18 protein-coding genes are annotated in these 18,214 nt (G+C 65.4%); 7 read left to right on the top strand and 11 right to left on the bottom strand.

Annotated features, from left to right (window positions below; translation table 11 throughout):
• Window positions 1-70: 70 nt before the first annotated feature.
• The 3 genes from GA566_RS03155 to GA566_RS03165 all read left to right on the top strand — a co-directional run bounded on the left by GA566_RS03155 (window position 71) and on the right by GA566_RS03165 (window position 3,850).
• The gene (locus GA566_RS03155; RefSeq protein ID WP_137927517.1) at window positions 71-952 is read left to right on the top strand and encodes a c-type cytochrome; all 882 of its coding nucleotides are present in this window, start codon (window positions 71-73) and stop codon (window positions 950-952) included.
• Between the two features lie 167 nt (window positions 953-1,119).
• Window positions 1,120-1,578: a (2Fe-2S)-binding protein gene (locus GA566_RS03160; protein ID WP_137927516.1), complete on the top strand. Its 459-nt coding sequence runs from the start codon at window positions 1,120-1,122 to the stop codon at window positions 1,576-1,578.
• 10 nt (window positions 1,579-1,588) lie between these two features.
• Entirely contained in the window at window positions 1,589-3,850 is a 2,262-nt protein-coding gene (locus GA566_RS03165; RefSeq protein ID WP_160471604.1) for a xanthine dehydrogenase family protein molybdopterin-binding subunit, read from the top strand.
• A 69-nt stretch (window positions 3,851-3,919) separates the two neighbouring features.
• Here GA566_RS03165 and GA566_RS03170 read toward each other — a convergent pair whose 3' ends face one another.
• Together GA566_RS03170 and GA566_RS03175 are read right to left on the bottom strand one after the other, a co-directional pair.
• Complete coding sequence (locus tag GA566_RS03170; RefSeq protein WP_137927514.1) at window positions 3,920-4,219, bottom strand: anti-sigma factor; 300 nt, start codon at window positions 4,217-4,219, stop codon at window positions 3,920-3,922.
• Window positions 4,206-4,736, bottom strand: coding sequence for a sigma-70 family RNA polymerase sigma factor (locus GA566_RS03175; protein ID WP_137927513.1), 531 nt, complete (start codon window positions 4,734-4,736; stop codon window positions 4,206-4,208). The genes GA566_RS03170 and GA566_RS03175 overlap by 14 nt, the downstream gene beginning before the upstream one ends.
• A gap of 196 nt (window positions 4,737-4,932) precedes the next feature.
• On the opposite strand from GA566_RS03175, the gene GA566_RS03180 reads away from it, so the two are divergent.
• The 4 genes from GA566_RS03180 (at window position 4,933) to GA566_RS03195 (ending at window position 8,855) form a co-directional block, all read left to right on the top strand.
• A complete protein-coding gene (locus GA566_RS03180) occupies window positions 4,933-5,217 on the top strand; it encodes an ArsR family transcriptional regulator (protein WP_137927512.1) in 285 nt (94 codons plus the stop codon).
• 278 nt (window positions 5,218-5,495) lie between these two features.
• Window positions 5,496-5,786, top strand: a complete 291-nt coding sequence (groES, locus tag GA566_RS03185; RefSeq protein ID WP_130390881.1) for a co-chaperone GroES — start codon at window positions 5,496-5,498, stop codon at window positions 5,784-5,786.
• Window positions 5,787-5,876: 90 nt separating this feature from the next.
• Entirely contained in the window at window positions 5,877-7,520 is a 1,644-nt protein-coding gene (gene groL, locus GA566_RS03190) for a chaperonin GroEL (RefSeq protein WP_137927511.1), read from the top strand.
• Window positions 7,521-7,901: 381 nt separating this feature from the next.
• On the top strand, window positions 7,902-8,855 hold the full coding sequence (locus GA566_RS03195) for an IS110 family transposase (RefSeq protein WP_160471606.1): 954 nt from the start codon (window positions 7,902-7,904) through the stop codon (window positions 8,853-8,855).
• Between the two features lie 58 nt (window positions 8,856-8,913).
• Here GA566_RS03195 and GA566_RS03200 read toward each other — a convergent pair whose 3' ends face one another.
• The 9 genes from GA566_RS03200 to GA566_RS03240 form a co-directional block, all read right to left on the bottom strand.
• Window positions 8,914-9,702, bottom strand: a complete 789-nt coding sequence (locus GA566_RS03200; protein WP_160471608.1) for a metallophosphoesterase — start codon at window positions 9,700-9,702, stop codon at window positions 8,914-8,916.
• A gap of 169 nt (window positions 9,703-9,871) precedes the next feature.
• On the bottom strand, window positions 9,872-10,972 hold the full coding sequence (locus GA566_RS03205; protein WP_370459262.1) for a TadG family pilus assembly protein: 1,101 nt from the start codon (window positions 10,970-10,972) through the stop codon (window positions 9,872-9,874).
• Window positions 10,944-11,387 (bottom strand): TadE/TadG family type IV pilus assembly protein, encoded by a 444-nt coding sequence (locus GA566_RS03210; RefSeq protein WP_137927508.1) that lies wholly within the window; start codon window positions 11,385-11,387, stop codon window positions 10,944-10,946. The genes GA566_RS03205 and GA566_RS03210 overlap by 29 nt, the downstream gene beginning before the upstream one ends.
• 39 nt (window positions 11,388-11,426) lie before the next feature.
• A complete protein-coding gene (locus GA566_RS03215; RefSeq protein ID WP_137927507.1) occupies window positions 11,427-12,368 on the bottom strand; it encodes a type II secretion system F family protein in 942 nt (313 codons plus the stop codon).
• 39 nt (window positions 12,369-12,407) lie between these two features.
• Complete coding sequence (locus GA566_RS03220) at window positions 12,408-13,385, bottom strand: type II secretion system F family protein (protein WP_137927506.1); 978 nt, start codon at window positions 13,383-13,385, stop codon at window positions 12,408-12,410.
• A gap of 10 nt (window positions 13,386-13,395) precedes the next feature.
• Window positions 13,396-14,757, bottom strand: coding sequence for a CpaF family protein (locus GA566_RS03225; RefSeq protein WP_160471610.1), 1,362 nt, complete (start codon window positions 14,755-14,757; stop codon window positions 13,396-13,398).
• A gap of 22 nt (window positions 14,758-14,779) precedes the next feature.
• Entirely contained in the window at window positions 14,780-15,973 is a 1,194-nt protein-coding gene (locus GA566_RS03230) for a CpaE family protein (protein ID WP_137927504.1), read from the bottom strand.
• A gap of 34 nt (window positions 15,974-16,007) precedes the next feature.
• Complete coding sequence (locus tag GA566_RS03235; RefSeq protein WP_237380036.1) at window positions 16,008-16,349, bottom strand: hypothetical protein; 342 nt, start codon at window positions 16,347-16,349, stop codon at window positions 16,008-16,010.
• 37 nt (window positions 16,350-16,386) lie between these two features.
• Window positions 16,387-18,168 (bottom strand): type II and III secretion system protein family protein, encoded by a 1,782-nt coding sequence (locus GA566_RS03240; protein ID WP_160471612.1) that lies wholly within the window; start codon window positions 18,166-18,168, stop codon window positions 16,387-16,389.
• Window positions 18,169-18,214: the final 46 nt, after the last annotated feature.

An 18,214-nucleotide genomic window follows, 5' to 3' on the forward strand; every position in this document is an offset into this window, starting at 1 on the left:
AGTGCAGGGCCGGTGCAATGTGCCGGCGCCGACCGGTGGCTGGACCGGTGGCTGCTCAGGGGGGACACCCATGGACGTCAAGCGATTCTTCCGCATTGCCAGCTCCGCGCTGGTGGCCTTCATCGTGTTCGTGGTGCTCGCCGTGGGCAGTACGTACTGGTGGGGCGGACGCAAGCTCGTCCGCACGGTGGAAGTGCCCGCGCTGCAGCCAGTGGCTTTTCCCACCGATGCCGTGGCGATTGCCCACGGACGCTATCTCTACGAATCGCGCGGCTGCATGGAGTGCCACGGCGCCAATGGTGCGGGCAAACAGGTGTTCGATGAAGCCAACGGCTTCCGGGTGCGCGCGCCCGACATCACGCGCGCCAATCCCGCCATCGACAAATATCGCCCCGAGGACTGGGACCGTGCCATCCGCCACGGTGTGGCCCCCTCCGGCCGGCCGCTGCTGGTCATGCCGAGCGAGGACTACAACCGGTTGTCCAACGAGGATTTTGGCGCGCTCGTGGCCTATGTCCGCAGCCTGCCGCCCGCGTCCGGACAGCCCGGCGACATGCATCTGCCCTGGTTCGTGCAGGGTATGTACGGCGCGGGCGTGATCAAGGACGCCGCCGAGAAGATCGACCACAGCCTGCCACCCGCGCCCGCCGTCACGGCGGCGGTCAACGCCCAGTACGGCGCCTACGTGGCGGAGTCCTGCAAGGGGTGCCATGGCGCCGCGCTGCGCGGCGGGCATATCCCCGGCGCGCCTCCCGACTGGCCACCGGCGGCTGACCTGCAACCGGGCGGCGCGATGAAGGCGTATCCGCAGGCAGACCAGTTCGTGACGATGATGCGCACTGGCAAGCGACCCGATGGCACCGACGTCAGTCGCGTGATGCCGTTCGGCGCTTTCGCCAAAATGAACGACACCGACCTCAACGCGCTATATCTGTTCCTGACAGCGAAATAATCACGCATATGGTGCGAAGTACATAAAGTCTGTGTGCCTGCGCACGCATTTCATATTTGCACTATGCTCCACGGGTTTGCCGCTCGGGCCAGGGATTGCCATAGGCCGGTAGCGGGCGGCAGGCAGCGAACAAACATGGGCCACGTACCCAAGGAGCACCCCCCCAAATGACGACCCTCACCCTCAACGGCAAGACCGTGGAGGTGGACGCCGATCCGTCCACGCCACTGCTGTGGGCACTGCGCGACAACCTCGGCATGACCGGCACCAAGTTCGGTTGCGGCATGGCCGCCTGCGGCGCCTGCACGGTCCATATCAACGGGCAGGCCACGCGTAGCTGCGTGATGCCGATCTCGGCCACGGCCGGCAGCAAGATCCAGACGATTGAAAGCATGGGCGACGACAAGGTCGGCAAGGCCGTGCTCGCCGCTTGGCTCAAGCACGATGTGGCGCAGTGCGGCTATTGCCAGAACGGCCAGGTCATGAGCGCCGTGGGCCTGCTGCGTACCAAGCCGCGCCCGACCGATGCCGATATCGACCAGGCCATGGCCGGCAACGTCTGCCGCTGCGGCACCTATCAACGGATTCGCGCGGCCATCAAGGATGCCGCGCGCGCCATCGCCTGAGGGGATTGCCATGCGTATTCGAGGCATTGAAGCCCTGGCGGGCGGTAGCGGTGCGCCGGAACAACCGGCGCAGGACACACAGGCAGCAGGCGCGTTGTCGCGCCGCAGCTTCCTGAAGCTGTCGGGACTCGCGGGCGGTGGGTTTGCGCTGGGCATTGCCGGCGTGGCAGGCAGCGCGCAGGCGCAGGGCGCGGCCAAGGCCGTGCCCGCGCCGCAGGCGTTCCTGCGCATCGCGCCGGACAACATGGTGACGATTGCGGTGAACCGGCTGGAGTTCGGGCAGGGTGTGCATACGGCGTTGCCGATGGCGCTGGCCGAGGAACTGGATGTCGACTGGAAGAACGTGGCGAGCGTGCTGGCCCCGGCTGGCGACGCTTACAAGGACCCCGCGTTCGGTATCCAGATGACGGGCGGCTCCACCGCGCTGAACCACTCGTTCACGCAGTACCGCGAATTGGGCGCACGCGCACGGGCCATGCTGATCACGGCTGCGGCGCAGAAGTGGAAGGTCGACCCGGCCAGCTGCACCGCGCAACTGGGCGTGGTCACCTCCGGCAGCAATCGCGCGACGTACGGCGAACTGGCTGCGGCCGCCATGGAGCTGCCTGTGCCAAAGGAGGTCAAGCTCAAGGACCCGGCGCAGTTCCGCATCGTCGGCAAGCCCACAGCACGCCTGGATGCCGCGTCCAAGCTGCATGGCGACGGCGTGTTCGGCATGGATGTGAGCCTCAAGGGCATGAAGGTGGCCGTGGTGGCCCGCCCGCCGCGCTTTGGCGGCAAGGTGAAGTCGTTCAACGCCGACAAGGCCCGCAAGGTCAAGGGTGTGGCCGATGTGCTGCTGGTCGACGTGGATCGTGGTGGCACGGGCGTGGCGGTGATCGCCGACGGCTACTGGCCGGCCAAGACTGCGCGCGAGGCGCTGGAGATTGTCTGGGAAGACGCGGGCTCCACAGTCAGCACTGCCGCGCTGTTCGATCAGTACAGCAAGCTGTCCACGCAGCCGGGCATCATGGCCCGGCCGTTCGAAGGCGGCAGCATCGATTCGGCGCTGGCCGGCGCGGCCAAGGTGATCGACGCCGAATACCGCGTGCCGTACCTGGCCCACGCGCCAATGGAGCCGTTGAACTGCACGCTGCAGCCCGAGGTGGCTGGCAAGCAGATCAACGCCGTCAAGGTGTGGGTGGGCTCGCAGTTCCAGACCATCGACCAGGGCGCCATCGCGCGCACGCTGAAGCTCGCGCCCGAGAAGGTCACGCTGAACACGATGATGGCCGGTGGCGGTTTCGGACGCCGCGCCGTGCCGACGTCTGACTACCTCGTCGAAGCGGCCAACGTGCTGCGCGTGTGGGTCGCCAGCGGACACACGGAACCCGTCAAGGTGATGTGGAGCCGCGAGGACGACATCAAGGGCGGCTACTACCGTCCGCTGCACGTGCATCGTGCCCGCATCGGCGTGGACGCGCAAGGCAAGGTGGTGGGCTGGCAGCACACGATCGTCGGCCAGTCGATCATCACCGGCACGCCGTTCGAGCCGATGATGGTCAAGAACGGTGTCGATGCCACGATGACCGAGGGTATCGTCGAGAACGACTACGACGTGCCGCTGCAGGTGCAGGTGCATCACCCCAAGGTGGATGTGCCGGTGCTCTGGTGGCGCTCGGTGGGCAACACGCACACTGCGTTCGTCAAGGAAACGCTGGCTGACGAAATGGCCACCGCCGCGAAGAAGGACCCCGTGGCATGGCGTATGGCGCAACTCGACGAGAAGAAGCACGCGCGTCACCGTGCGGCGCTGCAACTGGCCGTGGACCGCTCGGGCTATGGCAAGAAGAAACTGCCGAAGGGGCACGCCTGGGGCGTGGCCGTGCACGAATCGTTCGGATCGGTGGTGGCGTACGTGGTGGACGTGTCGCTGGTGAAAGGCGAGCCGCGCGTGCATCGCGTGACGGCCGGCGTGCATGCCAACCGCGTCGTCAATCCGCTGGGCGCCGAGGCGCAGATCCAGGGCGGATGCATCTTCGGCCTGGCCATGACCCGCCCGGGGTTTGCCATCGAGATCGAGAATGGCGCGGTCAAGAACAGCAACTTCCCTGACTATCCGCCGCCCCGCATGCCGGACGCACCCATGGTGGATGTGTTCTTCGTGCCGTCCGACGACAACCCGACCGGGCTTGGCGAACCGGGCACGCCCGGCATTGCCCCGGCCGTGGCCAACGCGCTGTTCCGTCTCACGGGCCAGCGCCAGCGCCAGTTGCCGTTCGTGCTGACCTGATTGTCGGTTCGCGCAGGCAATAAGGAAGGACCCCGCCTCGCGCGGGGTCTTTTCTTTGCTGCTTCGGAATTATCTGAACCAGCGCCGCCAGCCGGGCTCGGCGGGCGGGTGGGACGCACTGTCCCAGCCAGGCTCGGACAGCGATGGCGATGACGGTAGCGATTCGAGAATGTGTTCGCGCAGGCCGGCGGGCGCTCGGTAGTAGGTGGCGGCGTGCTGCACGGCATGCCGCAGCGACTGGAGGCGGCGCAGCGTGTCGACGCAACTGTCGCAGTCTTCCAGATGCCGCTCCAGCCGCACGCTGTCGGCTGCGCCCGCCTCGCCGTCGGCGGTGGCCCGCAGCAGGTGGCGTGCCTCAATGCAATCCATGACGGGACTCTCCGACGGGTGGAATGTTGCGTATCAAGGCGACGGTTGCCGCCAGCAGGCGCCGGCCATGGTCCAGGCGCGACGCCACCTGATCCACGGGAATATCGACGATCCGTGCGATGTCGTGGTAGTGCAAGCCTTCGAGCTCGCGCAGGACCAGTACCTCGCGGCATGCCACGGGCAGGCGTTCGAGCGCGGCATTGACAAGGGGGATGTCCTCGTCGCGGAGGAGCCATTGCGTGGCGTCATCGGGGGTGTCGGGCGCCCAGGCGTTGTCGGCGTGGCGCGGCGCAGGATATCGGGACTGCCAGGTGGCGTGGACGATGGCCAACAGCCAGGGGCGGGGCTGAGCCGCACGGGCACTACCAAACAGGGGGCAGGCGCGTGCAAGGGCTTCCTGCACCACGACACTGGCGTCTTCGTCGTTGCCGCACAACCACCGGGCAAGGTTGTGGGCGGCGTCCAGATGCGGCAGCAACTGGGTCTCGAAACGTTGGCGTGGGTTGGCAGCGTCCATTCAGTCCCTTGAGAGTACTGGCGCCAGACGATTCTATGCCGGGACCGGCATCGCGCCAACGGGGTAGACCCGGAGAGCGTGGACAGAGCGTTGCCGTGGCGATACGGCCCTCGAATCACCGTCTGTTTCAGGCATACGATGCCGGCCCGGTGGGGCATCATCCGATGACTGATCAGATTTTTCGGGGAGAGAGCGGATGGACACCCAGGAAAGCACCCTGGCCCTCGCGTTGCTGACGGTGCCCGCGCGCGCCGCTATCTGTCGTGCCTTGCTCGAAGCCGGCGACGATGGCCTGCCGGCCATGGCGCTGGTGGAGGTCTCGGGCCTGACCCACAAGCATGCGGCCCACTGTTTCCAGGAAATGGTGCAGGCCGACCTGCTGGCGCTGGTCGTCCGCGAGCGCCAGGTCTGCTACGTGCTCAAGGCCAGGCGCGCGGTGCGCGAAGCACTGGGCTATATCGACAGCAGCGGCCTGGACTGACTTTCCCTCCCGTCCCGACCCCGATTCGACCCCGTACTGGTGACCCGGTACGGGGTTTTTTCATGTCAAAGGCGGTGAATCTGCATGAGCGCGGGTAAACCCCCATTCAGTCCGCGTCTTGAAAAGGAAATACCCCGTCCCTATAATTAGCACTCGCTGGGGGAGAGTGCTAACAACCGGTTAGTCACACCTCTGCGGTAGACCCAAACCCGGATGGCCGTTGAAGATGACGGCCATTTTGTGAATCAAAACTCACTTTTTTGTATTTAGGAGTCCGTATGAACCTGCGTCCTCTGCACGACCGTGTGATCGTGAAGCGTCTGGACAATGAAACCAAGACCGCGTCCGGCATCGTGATTCCCGACAATGCAGCCGAGAAGCCGGATCAAGGCGAAGTCCTGGCCGTTGGCCCGGGCAAGAAGGATGACAAGGGCAACAACATTGTGCTCGACGTCAAGGTGGGTGACCGCGTGCTGTTCGGCAAGTATGCCGGCCAGGGCGTGAAGGTGGATGGCCAGGAACTGCTGGTCATGCGCGAAGAAGACATCATGGCCGTCGTCAACAAGTAATTGACGCAAGCCTGACCGCATCACACCAGATTCCCTGACCGTCCCCACCATGACCGCGGGACGGTCTTCCCAGATTCGGAGATTCAAGACATGGCAGCAAAAGACGTAGTGTTCGGCGACGCCGCACGTGCCAAGATGGTCGAAGGCGTGAACATTCTCGCCAACGCAGTGAAGGTGACCCTGGGCCCGAAGGGCCGCAACGTGGTGCTGGAGCGCAGCTTCGGTGGCCCGACCGTGACCAAGGACGGCGTGTCCGTGGCCAAGGAAATCGAACTGAAGGACAAGCTGCAGAACATGGGCGCGCAGATGGTCAAGGAAGTGGCTTCCAAGACCAGCGACAACGCCGGTGACGGTACCACCACCGCAACCGTGCTGGCCCAGTCGATCGTCCGCGAAGGCATGAAGTTCGTGGCCGCCGGCATGAACCCGATGGACCTGAAGCGCGGCATCGACAAGGCCGTGGCCTCGGCCGTGGAAGAGCTGAAGAAGCTGAGCAAGCCGACCACGACCAGCAAGGAAATCGCCCAGGTTGGCGCGATCTCGGCAAACAGCGACGCCTCGATTGGCGAGCGCATTGCTGAAGCCATGGACAAGGTTGGCAAGGAAGGCGTCATCACCGTCGAAGACGGCAAGTCGCTGGCCGACGAGCTGGAAGTCGTGGAAGGCATGCAGTTCGACCGCGGCTACCTGTCGCCGTACTTCATCAACAACCCGGAAAAGCAGGTTGTTGCCCTGGACAACCCGTTCGTCCTGCTGTTCGACAAGAAGGTCTCGAACATCCGTGACCTGCTGCCGGTGCTGGAACAAGTCGCCAAGGCTGGCCGCCCGCTGCTGATCATCGCTGAAGACGTGGAAGGCGAAGCCCTGGCCACGCTGGTGGTGAACAACATCCGTGGCATCCTGAAGACCGCCGCCGTCAAGGCTCCGGGCTTCGGCGACCGCCGCAAGGCCATGCTGGAAGACATCGCCATCCTGACGGGCGGCACGGTGATCGCCGAGGAAATCGGTCTGACGCTGGAAAAGGCTACCCTGCAAGACCTGGGTCAAGCCAAGCGCATCGAGATCGGCAAGGAAAACACGATCATCATCGACGGCGCCGGCGACGGCTCGGCCATCGAAGGCCGTGTGAAGCAGATCCGCGCCCAGATCGAGGAAGCCACCTCGGACTACGACCGTGAAAAGCTGCAAGAACGCGTGGCCAAGCTGGCCGGCGGTGTTGCCGTGATCAAGGTTGGCGCTGCCACCGAAGTCGAAATGAAGGAAAAGAAGGCACGCGTGGAAGATGCGCTGCACGCTACGCGCGCTGCCGTGGAAGAAGGCATTGTTCCTGGCGGTGGCGTGGCCCTGCTGCGTGCACGTGCTGCCATCTCGAACCTGACCGGTGCCAACCCGGACCAGAACGCCGGCATCAAGATCGTGCTGCGCGCCATGGAAGAGCCGCTGCGCCAGATCGTGCTGAACGCTGGTGAAGAAGCTTCGGTCGTGGTGGCCAAGGTCATCGAAGGCAAGGGTAACTACGGTTACAACGCGGCTTCGGGCGAGTACGGCGACCTGGTGGAAATGGGCGTGCTGGATCCGACCAAGGTGACCCGCACCGCGCTGCAGAACGCCGCTTCGGTGGCTTCGCTGATGCTGACGACCGACTGCGCCGTGGCGGAAACCGCCAAGGAAGAATCGGCGCCGGCAATGCCGGGCGGCATGGGTGGCATGGGCGGCATGGACGGCATGATGTAAATCGCGCCGGACTGCCAGGCCAACCCGCCTGACTGTCGAAAAAACCCCCGAGGGCGTGAGCCCTCGGGGGTTTTTGTTTTTGCTCCCGGATCGCTTGTTTTTGATTTTCTCCCCTCTCCCTTTGGGAGAGGGGTGGGGGAGAGGGCGGGCAGTTCAAATGGCTACAAGGCGGCAAACAGAACCTCTGGCCCTCTCCCCCAACCCCTTGTATGTCGCATCATTGTCTCCGGACGCCACAGATCGACAACCCCATGCTCTGGACGTTAGTCCAAGTTCGAGGGAGAGCTAGGATCGTGGTGTCCATTTCTTGGTAGCGTTTAGCCTAAGCCCGAACGGTTGTAAGGCAGCACGCCGGATTGACACAAGGATGGGACAAGCCAAATGGATATCAAGCTAGCAATCGGCATCGACGTCAGCAAGAAGACCCTGGATATCGATGTTGTGCCGCAAGGCGGCCCGCGCCAGTTCAGCAACGACGAGAAGGGTATCGCCTTGCTCGTGGAGCACCTGACGGAGCTCAACGTCAATGGCGAGGTGGATCGGGTTGTCATGGAGGCCACAGGCGGTTATGAGACCCCTGTGAGCATGGCACTGGCTGCCGCTGGATTGCCGGTGGTGGTGATCAATGCCAGGCAGATCCGCGACTTTGCCAAAGCGTGTGGCATCCTGGCCAAGACGGACAGGCTGGATGCGCGGGTAATTGCGCGCTTTGCCCAGCAAATTCGGCCGCCGGTGCGACCGCTGCCCGACGAGATGCAGCGTGAATTCGCTGATTTGCTGGATCGTCGCAGTCAGTTGGTCGTCATGCGTGCGCAGGAAAAGACCCGCCTGGACAAGGCGCCGGCTGTCGCGCAGAAGAGCTTGAAGGAGCATATCGCGTGGCTGGATGCGCGGATCAAGTCCACCGACCTCGACATGACGCACCGGCTACGCACCAGCGAAGCCTGGAAGAACAAGGTGGATTTGCTCGATAGCATGCCGGGGGTGGGCAAGGTGACAATCTTCACGCTGCTCGGACGGCTGCCGGAACTTGGCACGCTAAACCGCCAGCAGATCGCCGCGCTGGTCGGACTTGCGCCCTTCAATGACGATAGCGGCAGGCGGCGTGGTCAGCGTTACATAAGGGGCGGGCGTGCCGATGTTCGCAAGGCGCTGTTCATGGCTGCAGTCACAGCGATGCAGCACAACCCGGCGATCACCGAGTTCTATGAACGCATGAGAGCGGCTGGCAAGCCGTTCAAAGTCGCCATCGTCGGGTGCATGAGGAAGCTTCTGACGATTCTCAATGTCATGGTCAAGACGGGTCGGCCTTGGCAGAACAACCGACCTGCTTGACACGGTTGCTCTCCCGCAAGCGGGAGAGGGGAGCAAACCTAGGCGGAGGGAGGGCTCTTCAAACCTCCACCACCTTCCCCCAATCGAACACCGGATTCTCCGGCTGCCCCGTCCGCCGCGAGATATACCCGCGTGGGTTGCAGACCACGCGCGAATCCTCGATCCAGTAGTCGAAGCTGGTATGCGTGTGGCCGTGAATCCAGACGTCGGCCTGTGCCACAAGGTCGGGGCGGCGGGAGATGAAGCCGGCGGAGACGATGTCGTGCGCGTAGCGGGCATCGAGGCTGCCCAGGTCCGGGCCGTGGTGCGTGACGACCACGGTCTTGCCGTCGAACGGTTGCGACAGGACATCGGCCAGCCAGGCGGTGGCGGCGTGATGGCGGGCCAGTGCGTCGGCAGGTGTGAAGCCGCGATGCGAGCCATCGGCATCGGTCGTGGCGATCAGGCGATGGTCCACCATCACCCGGGCGCAGGCTTCCATGGCCTCGTCCGCGCGGTTCTCGCCGTAGAGGCAGTAGTCGGTCCACCAGGTCGTGCCGACAATTCGCACGCGCTGGCCGTCGGGTTCGGCAAATTCCGCCACGGTGCCGTTGAGTAGCGTCACGTTGCCGGCCTCGGCGGCGCCTTCGGCCATCAACTGGTCCACCGTATCGAACGCGCTTTCGTAGTACTCGTGGTTGCCTGGGATGTAGAGCACGGGCACGTCGAAAGTGCGTGCGGCCCAGTCGATGCCGTCGCGGCCGTTGGCGATGTCGCCGGCCAGGATGACGAGGTCGGCCGCGCAGTCAGGCACGGGCTCGGACGGATTGTGTTCGACGTGAATGTCGCTGAGGACGCGCAGCTTCATGCAGGCTCCGGTTGTGGGGTGGCTGCGGTCGATTCTTCGAAAAAAAAGCGGCCCGGTCAAGGACCGAGCCGCAAAAGGAGCCAGGGGGGCCTCATGGCGCGTCATGGATACGCGCCGCAAGGGGCCACCATTGCCTGGGGCACTGGCGGGCCGCCGGCTCCATTCGGGGTCACTTCGCCAGGCGGGGCGGGACGTAGGCGCCGTAGTAGGGGCCTACGCCACCGCCGCTGTTGGTCACGGGCGCCCCACCCACGAAATGGCCTTGTACATACTTGCCTGACCCGCCCACAGCGGTCTCGATGTAGAACGCCGCGAACGCGACGATGGACATTTGCCCATTGGTCTGGAAGCCGGTGTTGGTGGGGTCCGACACGACGGGAATGATCACGGTCTTTCCCGTCAGCTCGCTGGCCACTTCGCCGAACAGGTTCGTCTTGGTGCCGGTCTGCACCCACACCTTGTCGCCGATCTTCATGGCTGGGCTGGGCGTATTGCCATTGATGATGTTCTTGGTGGCGGAGTCGCTATTCGTATTCGAGAAGAACGTGGTCCACTGGCCGGATTCGCATGGGCCGTAGTGATAGCTCGATCCGATCTTGAAACTCGTGGTGAGTGGCTGCCCCGTGGTGGGATTGAAGAACTGGCTGTAGAGGCAGGACGAGATCACCATGGGCAGCGGTGTAGCGCCCGCCAGCAGCGCGCCCGGTGCGGATACCACCGCCACGGCGGTGGCCGAAGTGCTGGCCGCAGATCCGCCAAAGACCTGCGCGAGCAGCATGGCCACGGGGCCGCCGTTGCTGCCCGCGCCGCGGCTGATCGTGACCTGGACGGCTGGCGCGTCGTTGGAAGTTGGCACGATGGTCTGCGCCTGCAGCGTGGCAGGCGAGCCGGCCAGGTTCCAGTAGCCGGCCTGTACAGCGCCCGTGCTAAGGGTCACGCCCGCCGCCTTGTTGAGTCCGATGGCCGATGTGCCGTTGCTGACCGCGTTGGTCCACTGCGGCGCAGGCGTGGCTGGGTAGAGCTTTGCCGCGCCCGCGAGTGCCGCGGCATCCGCGGCATTCTGCAGTTCGTTGCGCACCACCACGAGATGACCCACGTCGATGGCGATGGCACCGATCGACAGGATCGTGATCATCATGAAAGGCATCATGATGCCAATGGCGCCGCGTTGCCGACGAGGGCGGGACGATATGTTGGTTGGGCGATGTGTCATCACTGGCCTCCCTCGGGGTGCATGCCCGCTACTCGCAGAGCATGGTGGTCGATGCATTGATCGTGATCGGACCCGTGAACGGCCGGATCAGGGGACCCAGCAGCAGGCCATTGAAGTTGTAGGCCACCTGTACGGTGAGTGGCGTGCCGGTGGTGCTGCATGCCGTCACCGTGCCAGGGTAGGTGCAGGTGGCAGAGGCGCCGTAGGCCACGAGCTTGTTCTGGCAATAGTTCGTGGCTACCTGCTTGATCTGCGTGCTGGTCATTGCGGGCGTGCGCAGGATCACGCCGGCACGCGCCGCCTCGCGGCTGGCGTTGGTGATCACGGCCTTGTCGTATAGCGCGGTACCGAACTCGATCGCGCCGAACACGATGAACATCAGCAGCGGGAAGATCAGGGCGAATTCCACGGCTGCGGCTCCCCGGGCGCGTTGGCCGGAGGCAGCAGGGCGAGAGCGGGTGCGATGGCGCATGATGGTCTCCTTCGGATGGGGCGGAAGACTGGGGCGTGCCTATTGATTCGCCACCGAACGCAGTGCCGTGATGACCTGGATGGCGGCTGGTCCAAGCAGCACCACGAACAGCGACGGAAAGATGCAGAAGATCAGCGGGAAGAGGATCTTGGTGCCGATCTTTGCGGCGCGCTCCTCGGCCAGCATGTGGCGGCGCGTGCGGAGCATGTCCGAATGCACACGCAGCGAATCCGCCACGCTGGTGCCGAAGCGGTCGGCCTGGATCAGCATCGCCACGAGCATGCTCACGTCTTCCACGCCGGTGCGCGAGGCCAGGTTCCGCATGGCTTTCTCGCGCGGCAGGCCGGCACGCAACTCCAGCGTGAGAAGTTCGTATTCCTCGGCCATTGCGGGGCGCGCGCTGCGCATTTCCTCCACCACGCGCAGCACGGCCGCATCGAGACCCAGGCCAGCCTCCACGCAGACCATGATGAGGTCCAGGCTGTCGGGGAACGATTCGAAGATCTCGCGCTGGCGCCTGCGCACCTTGTGGCGCAGCACCAGGTCGGGCAGGTAGAACCCTGCCACGGCTGCGGCAAACATTGCCAGTGGCAGCTTGGCCTGCTGCGCGGGGTCGAGGTGCCCGGACAGCAGGACCCACATGACCAGGGGCAGGCCGGTCACAAGCAGCGTTTTCAGTGCGAAGTACACGGCCATGGCTTCCGGCTGGCGCCATCCTGCGTGGATGAAGCGCGTGCGCAGCGCGGAGTTTTCCCATCCCTCCTTCGGCAGCGATATCCGGGCGAGCGGACGGGCCAGCTTTTCGGCCTGGCGTAGCCAGCCCCTTTGTGGCGACGGCATTTCCACACCCGGTATCTCGCGATGGATCTGCCCCACGCGGCGCTGCACTGCACTGGGCCTTAGCAGCGCCATTGCCACGCAGGACACGCCGAAGACGATGACAAAGGTGGCCGTGAGCAGGAGGATGGTGGTCATGGGCATGATGGTCCGGGCTGGCGCCCGCCTCGGTTGCTGGCTGTCTCAGACATGAATCCGCACGATCTGGCGCATCCACACGATGCCCACGCAGGTCATGGCGATGGCCGCCCACAGCATTCGGATGCCGGCCGGATCGGTCCACAGCGTGGAAATCAGGTCAGGGTTGATCTGGTACACCAGGACGCCCATGACCAGCGGCAGCAGGGTCAGGATGACGCCGCCGAGACGCCCCTCGGCCGACAGCACGCGCACCTTGTCCAGCAGTTGCAGCCGCTTGCGGATCAGGGCGCCCACGTTGTCGAGGATCTCGGCCAGGTTGCCGCCCGATTCGCGCTGGATCATGATCGCGATGACCAGATAGCGCAGGTCTTCCAGAGGCACGCGGTCGGTCAGGCCCGCCAGTGCGTCGCCAATCGGGATGCCGTAGTTGATCTCGCCGAACACCAGTGCCAGTTCGTTGCCGATCGGGTCGGGCAGCTCCTGGCCGGCCATGTCGAGTGCGCTCGGCAGCGAATGCCCGGCGCGTAGCGCACGGCCAATCAGGTCGGCCGCCTCGGGCAATTGTTCTTCCAGCCGTGCGAGCCGCTTGCCCCGTTTGCGCATCACGAAAAGCGTGGGCAGGCAGGCCGCGCAGATGGCGATCGGCAACAGCGCAAACGCAGGCGGGTGGAAAGGCAGGAGCATGCCGATGGCGGCCACCGCAGCAAGGCCGGTCACCGCCAGCAGTCGGCTCACGGACCAGTCAAGCCCGGACTGGAGCAGGATCAGGTCGAGCGCCTCCACGCGCGGCAGCCGACGCAGCAGCCGTGTCATGCCAGGCGAGTCGCCCAGCACGCGCTGCTTCAGGATGCCGGCATCGGCACCGTGGCTGACGCTCTTGAGCATCGCCGCTTCCACGCGATGGCTGAAGCGCCGGGCACGCTGGCTGCGCGTCTGGTTCCACCATTGCCATGCGCCAAGCGCGCCCAGCAGCAGGGCCAGGAAAAGCGAGACGGAAAATCCGACCATCGTGGCGTTCATGATCGTGCTCCTAGACTTCCTGCGTGGCAGCGGGGTCGAACAGCGCCTCAGGCAGATGAATGCCGAACGCCTGGAGCCGTTCGCAGAACTTGGGACGGACACCGGTGGCGCAGAAGTGGCCGCGGATGCGACCGTCGCGATCCACACCCTTGCGGCGGAACGTGAAGATCTCCTGCATGTTCACCACCTCGCCTTCCATGCCCGTGATCTCCTGCACGCTGACGAGTTTGCGGCGGCCATCGGTCAGGCGCGAAACCTGTACCACCACCGAGATCGCCGAGGTGACCTGCTGGCGCATGGTGCGCGTGGGCAGGTTCAGGCCGGCCATGCTGATCATGTTCTCCAGCCGCGTCAGCGCGTCGCGCGGCGTGTTGGCGTGGATGGTGGCGAGCGATCCTTCGTGGCCCGTGTTCATCGCGTGCAGCATGTCGAGTGCCTCGGCACCGCGCACTTCGCCCAGGATGATCCGGTCCGGCCGCATCCGCAGTGCGTTGCGTACCAGCGCCCGCTGCGTGATCTCGCCGCGTCCCTCGATATTGGCGGGCCGCGTTTCGAGCCGCAGTACGTGGTTCTGGCGCAATTGCAGTTCGGCCGCATCCTCGATCGTCACGATGCGCTCGTCGGCAGGAATGAAGCCGGAGAGAATATTGAGCAGCGTGGTCTTGCCGCTACCCGTGCCGCCCGAGATCAGTACGTTGAGCTTGGCGCGCACCATGGCGTCGAGCAACTGCGCCATCTGCGGCGTCAGCGTGCATAGCTCGACGAGGTCCTTGATCTGTAGCGGATTGACCGAGAAGCGACGGATCGAGAGCAGCGGGCCGTCGATGGCGGATGGCGGGATGATGGCGTTGATGCGCGAGCCGTCGGGCAGCCGGGCATCCACCATGGGGCTGGACTCGTCGATGCGCCGGCCCATGCGCGACACCATTTTCTCGATCACGCGCAGCAGGTGGGCGTCATCGAGAAACGTGACGTCCGTGAGTTCGAGCTTGCCATGCCGCTCCACATAGACATGCCGGGCCGTGTTGACGAGGATGTCCGAGATCGTGGGATCGGCCAGCAGCGGCTCCAGCGGGCCGTAGCCGAGCATCTCGTCCTGCACGTCGGAGACCAGGCGGCGGCGCTCGGCTTCGTTGACCGGGTGATTGCCCTCGTCGATGATCCGCTCCACCAGTTGCGCCAGTTCGCGCTTGACTTGTTCGGGCGTGAGCTGCTGCAGCCGCGCCAGTTCCACACGGTCGACGATGGTCTGGTGGATCTCCATCGCCAGTTGCTGGTAGGCCTGGCTGACCGCGCCGGTGCCGTTTGCCTTGGCCACGCGCGGCGGCAGCGCCTCGCCGGCCTGCTGAAAGAGTTGTTCTCGCAAAGACATGATGGGCTCCAGGCAGGGGGGGTCAGGCGCGCGCCGGGGCGGCTACCTGCGGACCATGGCCGAACAGCTTGCGCAGCAGGCTGTCGCGCTGCGGCGCAGTATCGGGAAACAGCTCGCCGACCATGTCGCCGAGCGCGCGGGTCAGTGCAGCTTTCGGCGCCACCTGTAGCAGCGGCAGGCCCTGATTGCTGGCATCGCGCACGGGCACGGTGTCGTTGGGCAGCACATGGGCAAAGCGCATGCCGAAGGCGTTTTCCATCGTCCGGAGATCGAGTGGGGCGTGCTTGTCCTGGCGGTTGAGCACCAGGCGCAGACGGTCGGCGTGATAGCCGAGCGAGCGGCAGATCTCAAGCAGCCGGTGACCGCCGCGCAGGTGCGAGAGGCTCGGCTGCAGCACTGGATAGATCAGGTTGCTGTGATCGAGCACGACGATGGATGCTGGATTGATGTCCTGCCCCACATCCAGCACCACGGCGTCGTATTGCTGCCGCGCGATGGTGAGCAGTCGTTCAAGATGGGCCGCCTTGATCTCGCCAGCCTTGACTGGATCGCCGGCGGCGGGCAGCACGTCGAAGCCTGGGCAGACATGCGTCACGCAGGCATCGAGCAAGGCAGCGTCGAGCCGGTCGATCTGGCGGCACACTTCGGCGAGCGTGGCGGGCGGCGTCTGGTCCGTCAGCACGAACGCAGCGTCGCCGTACTGCTGGCTCAGGTCCACCATCAGCACGCGTTTCTGATGGCGGACCGCCAGCAGGTGCGCGGTGTTGGCGGCGATGAACGTGGTGCCGCTGCCGCCCTTGCACGACAGGAAGGCCAGTACCTGCCCCTCGGCGCGGCCGTTGCTGAGTGCGTGGCTCGTGCAGCGCAGGAGTTCATCGCGGAATTCGCCGGGCTCGGGCGGCCATGGCAGCACGCCCTGTACACCCGCACGCATGGCGCGCATCAGGAGATCGGCGGAGGCGTGGCCGGTCAGCAACATGCACAGCGTGCCGGGCGCGTCGGTGCGCAGGCGGCGCAGCTGGGACAGATCGTCCGCGCTGAAGTCCGGGGCGGCCAGGATCAGCAGGTCGGTGCCGAGCGTGAGGCCGGGTTGCGCCAGCGCCAGCGTCGGCGCGGCCAGCATACGTTGCACCACATGGTTGGCGGACTGCGTGATGAGTCCGGCAACGTGCTGCAACTGCGATTCTTCGGCGGAGACAACGACGATCTTTGCCATGGCTCGCTCCCTGTAAGGATGACGAAAAGGGGCTTCAGCGGCCCATGCTGTTGAGGCCGCTGCTACCGCCGCCGTTCGCGGAGCCGACGCCGACCGTATAGCCATTGGCATCGCCCTGGGGCGCGCGGAACGACCCGTTGTAGCGGTCCATCGCCGCCGTGGCGGTGCGCCCGTCGACACTGGCGCCGGGGTTGGCGGGATTGCTGGCGTCGGGGTTCAGCGTCTGCATGGCGCGCACGGTGCGCACGGCATCGCCGAACTGCTTGTCGTAGAGCGGGGTCGAGGCCATGCAGCCGCCGAGGCTCGCAAGCACTGGCAGGAAGGCCGCGAAGGTGGCCGCGAGCAGGGCCGGGCGGAACAGGTTGTGGACGATCATGATGAGCTCCTGAAACGGGTTGGCGGTGGCGGGCGACTCAGCGATCCGACCGCGCCGGGATATCGGTGGCGGCCAGCGTGGCGTTGCCGCCAGCCGGTGCCTGCGTGAGCGGTGCCGGTGCGGAGCCGGGTGCGGGCATTGGCGCAGGCATCAATGTCGGGGCGGTAGCGGGCGATGCGCCGGGCATCGGTGCTGGCATGGCTGCCGGTGCCGTGGCGGGGCGAACCGGGTGGCCTTCCATGTTGCCGTTGATGTAGACCTCGCCGGGGCGAACCGGCCCGAAGGTGTCGGTCGGCATCGGATAGGACTGCGGCAGCGGCTTCACCAGGCGCGGCGTCACGACGAACATCAGTTCGGTGCGGTCCTGCTGGAAGTTCGTGCTGCGCATCAGCGCGCCCACCACCGGCAGCTCGCCTACGCCGGGCAGCGCCTTCAGGCTGCCAGTGATGTTGTTCTTGATGAGGCCGCCGATTGCGAAGCTCTGACCGTCGTACACCTGCAGCGTGGTGGAGGCCCGCCGCGTGTTGATGAGCGGCAGGATCGTGGCGCCGGACACATTCGGCGCGGTGAGCGCCACACCCGTCGGGGAGAGTTCCGATACCTCGGGCGCCACTTTCAGGTTGATGCGGCCGTTCTCCATCACCGTGGGCGTAAAGCGCAGGCCCACACCGAAGGTTTCTTCCTGGAGGATGATCGTCGTGGTATTGCCGCCGAAGCTCTGCGGGACGGGGATGAAGACCTTGCCGCCCGCCAGGAAGCTGGCCTCCTGTCCGCTGATTGCCATCAGGTTTGGCTCGGCCAGGATCTTGACGAGTCCGTCGCCGCGTTGCGCATCGAGCGCGAACTGCAACGGCAGGTTGTTGTTCTTGCTGAAGGTGATCAGGTCCGGCGCGCCCGAGGACAGGAAGTTGGCAAGCAGGCCGAAGTTCCAGCTTCCGAATGCCCCCGCGAGGTTGGCCGCCGAGCCCATCTGGTCGATCAGCGTCTTGGAGACCTCGGCCACCTTGACTTCGAGCATGACCTGCTGCGGCGCCTCGACCACCATCATGTTGATGATGCGCGGGCTGCGTATCGGCATACCGGCCGTGGCCGGGTTCACGAGTTGTGCGATCGGCGTTTGCTGCGCCGCCGCCGGGGCCTGCTGGGTTTGCGTAGGGCCGCGCGTTTGCCGGACCACGAACGCGTTGGCGATGTCGAGCACCTTCTGCGCCTGCACGGCGTCGGCCACGGTGCCGGTCAGTACGAGACTGTCGGCAGCCGACGACACCTTGACGCGGCTTGCCTCGGGCAGCAACTGGCGCAGCGTGGCCTGCAACCCTCCAGGGTCTGCGCCCACGATGACATCGATCACGCTGCACGATCCGCTGCGGCCCTGCACGATCATGTTGGTCGTACCCACCTCCTGGCCCAGTACGTAGAGCGTCTGCGGCGAGACCAGCATGGCTTGCGCGACGTGCGGATTGCCGAGCGAGCGGTTTCGCACAGCTTCGGGCATCTCGATCATTGTGGACTTGCCGACGGCCACCGCTACCTCGCGGCGGTCGCGCACGGCGCCCGTGCAGTTCGGTCCGCGTGCCGCCGCCGCTGCCGATGCCTGCTGGGCGCGCTGGGCTGCGGCGGCGTCGCCGACGGGCTGTTGCGCCACAAGCTGGACTGGCACGCCGGCGCTGCTGGCGGCGGCAATGGCCGCCTCGATGGCCGCCTGGCCGTAGGTTTTGCCGCTGGCCACGGCGGCCAGCGCCGCGAGTGCCAGGATCGAGATGTGCAGGCGCGTGCCGGCAGCGCGCGGCAAGCCGCGGCCTGTGAGGTTGCTTTCCATGATGTTCCCCCGGTGGTTCGCCGTTTTCGGGAGCAGTGTCCGGTGT

Source organism: Cupriavidus sp. SW-Y-13, assembly GCF_009793345.1.
Taxonomy (GTDB): Bacteria; Pseudomonadota; Gammaproteobacteria; order Burkholderiales; family Burkholderiaceae; genus Cupriavidus.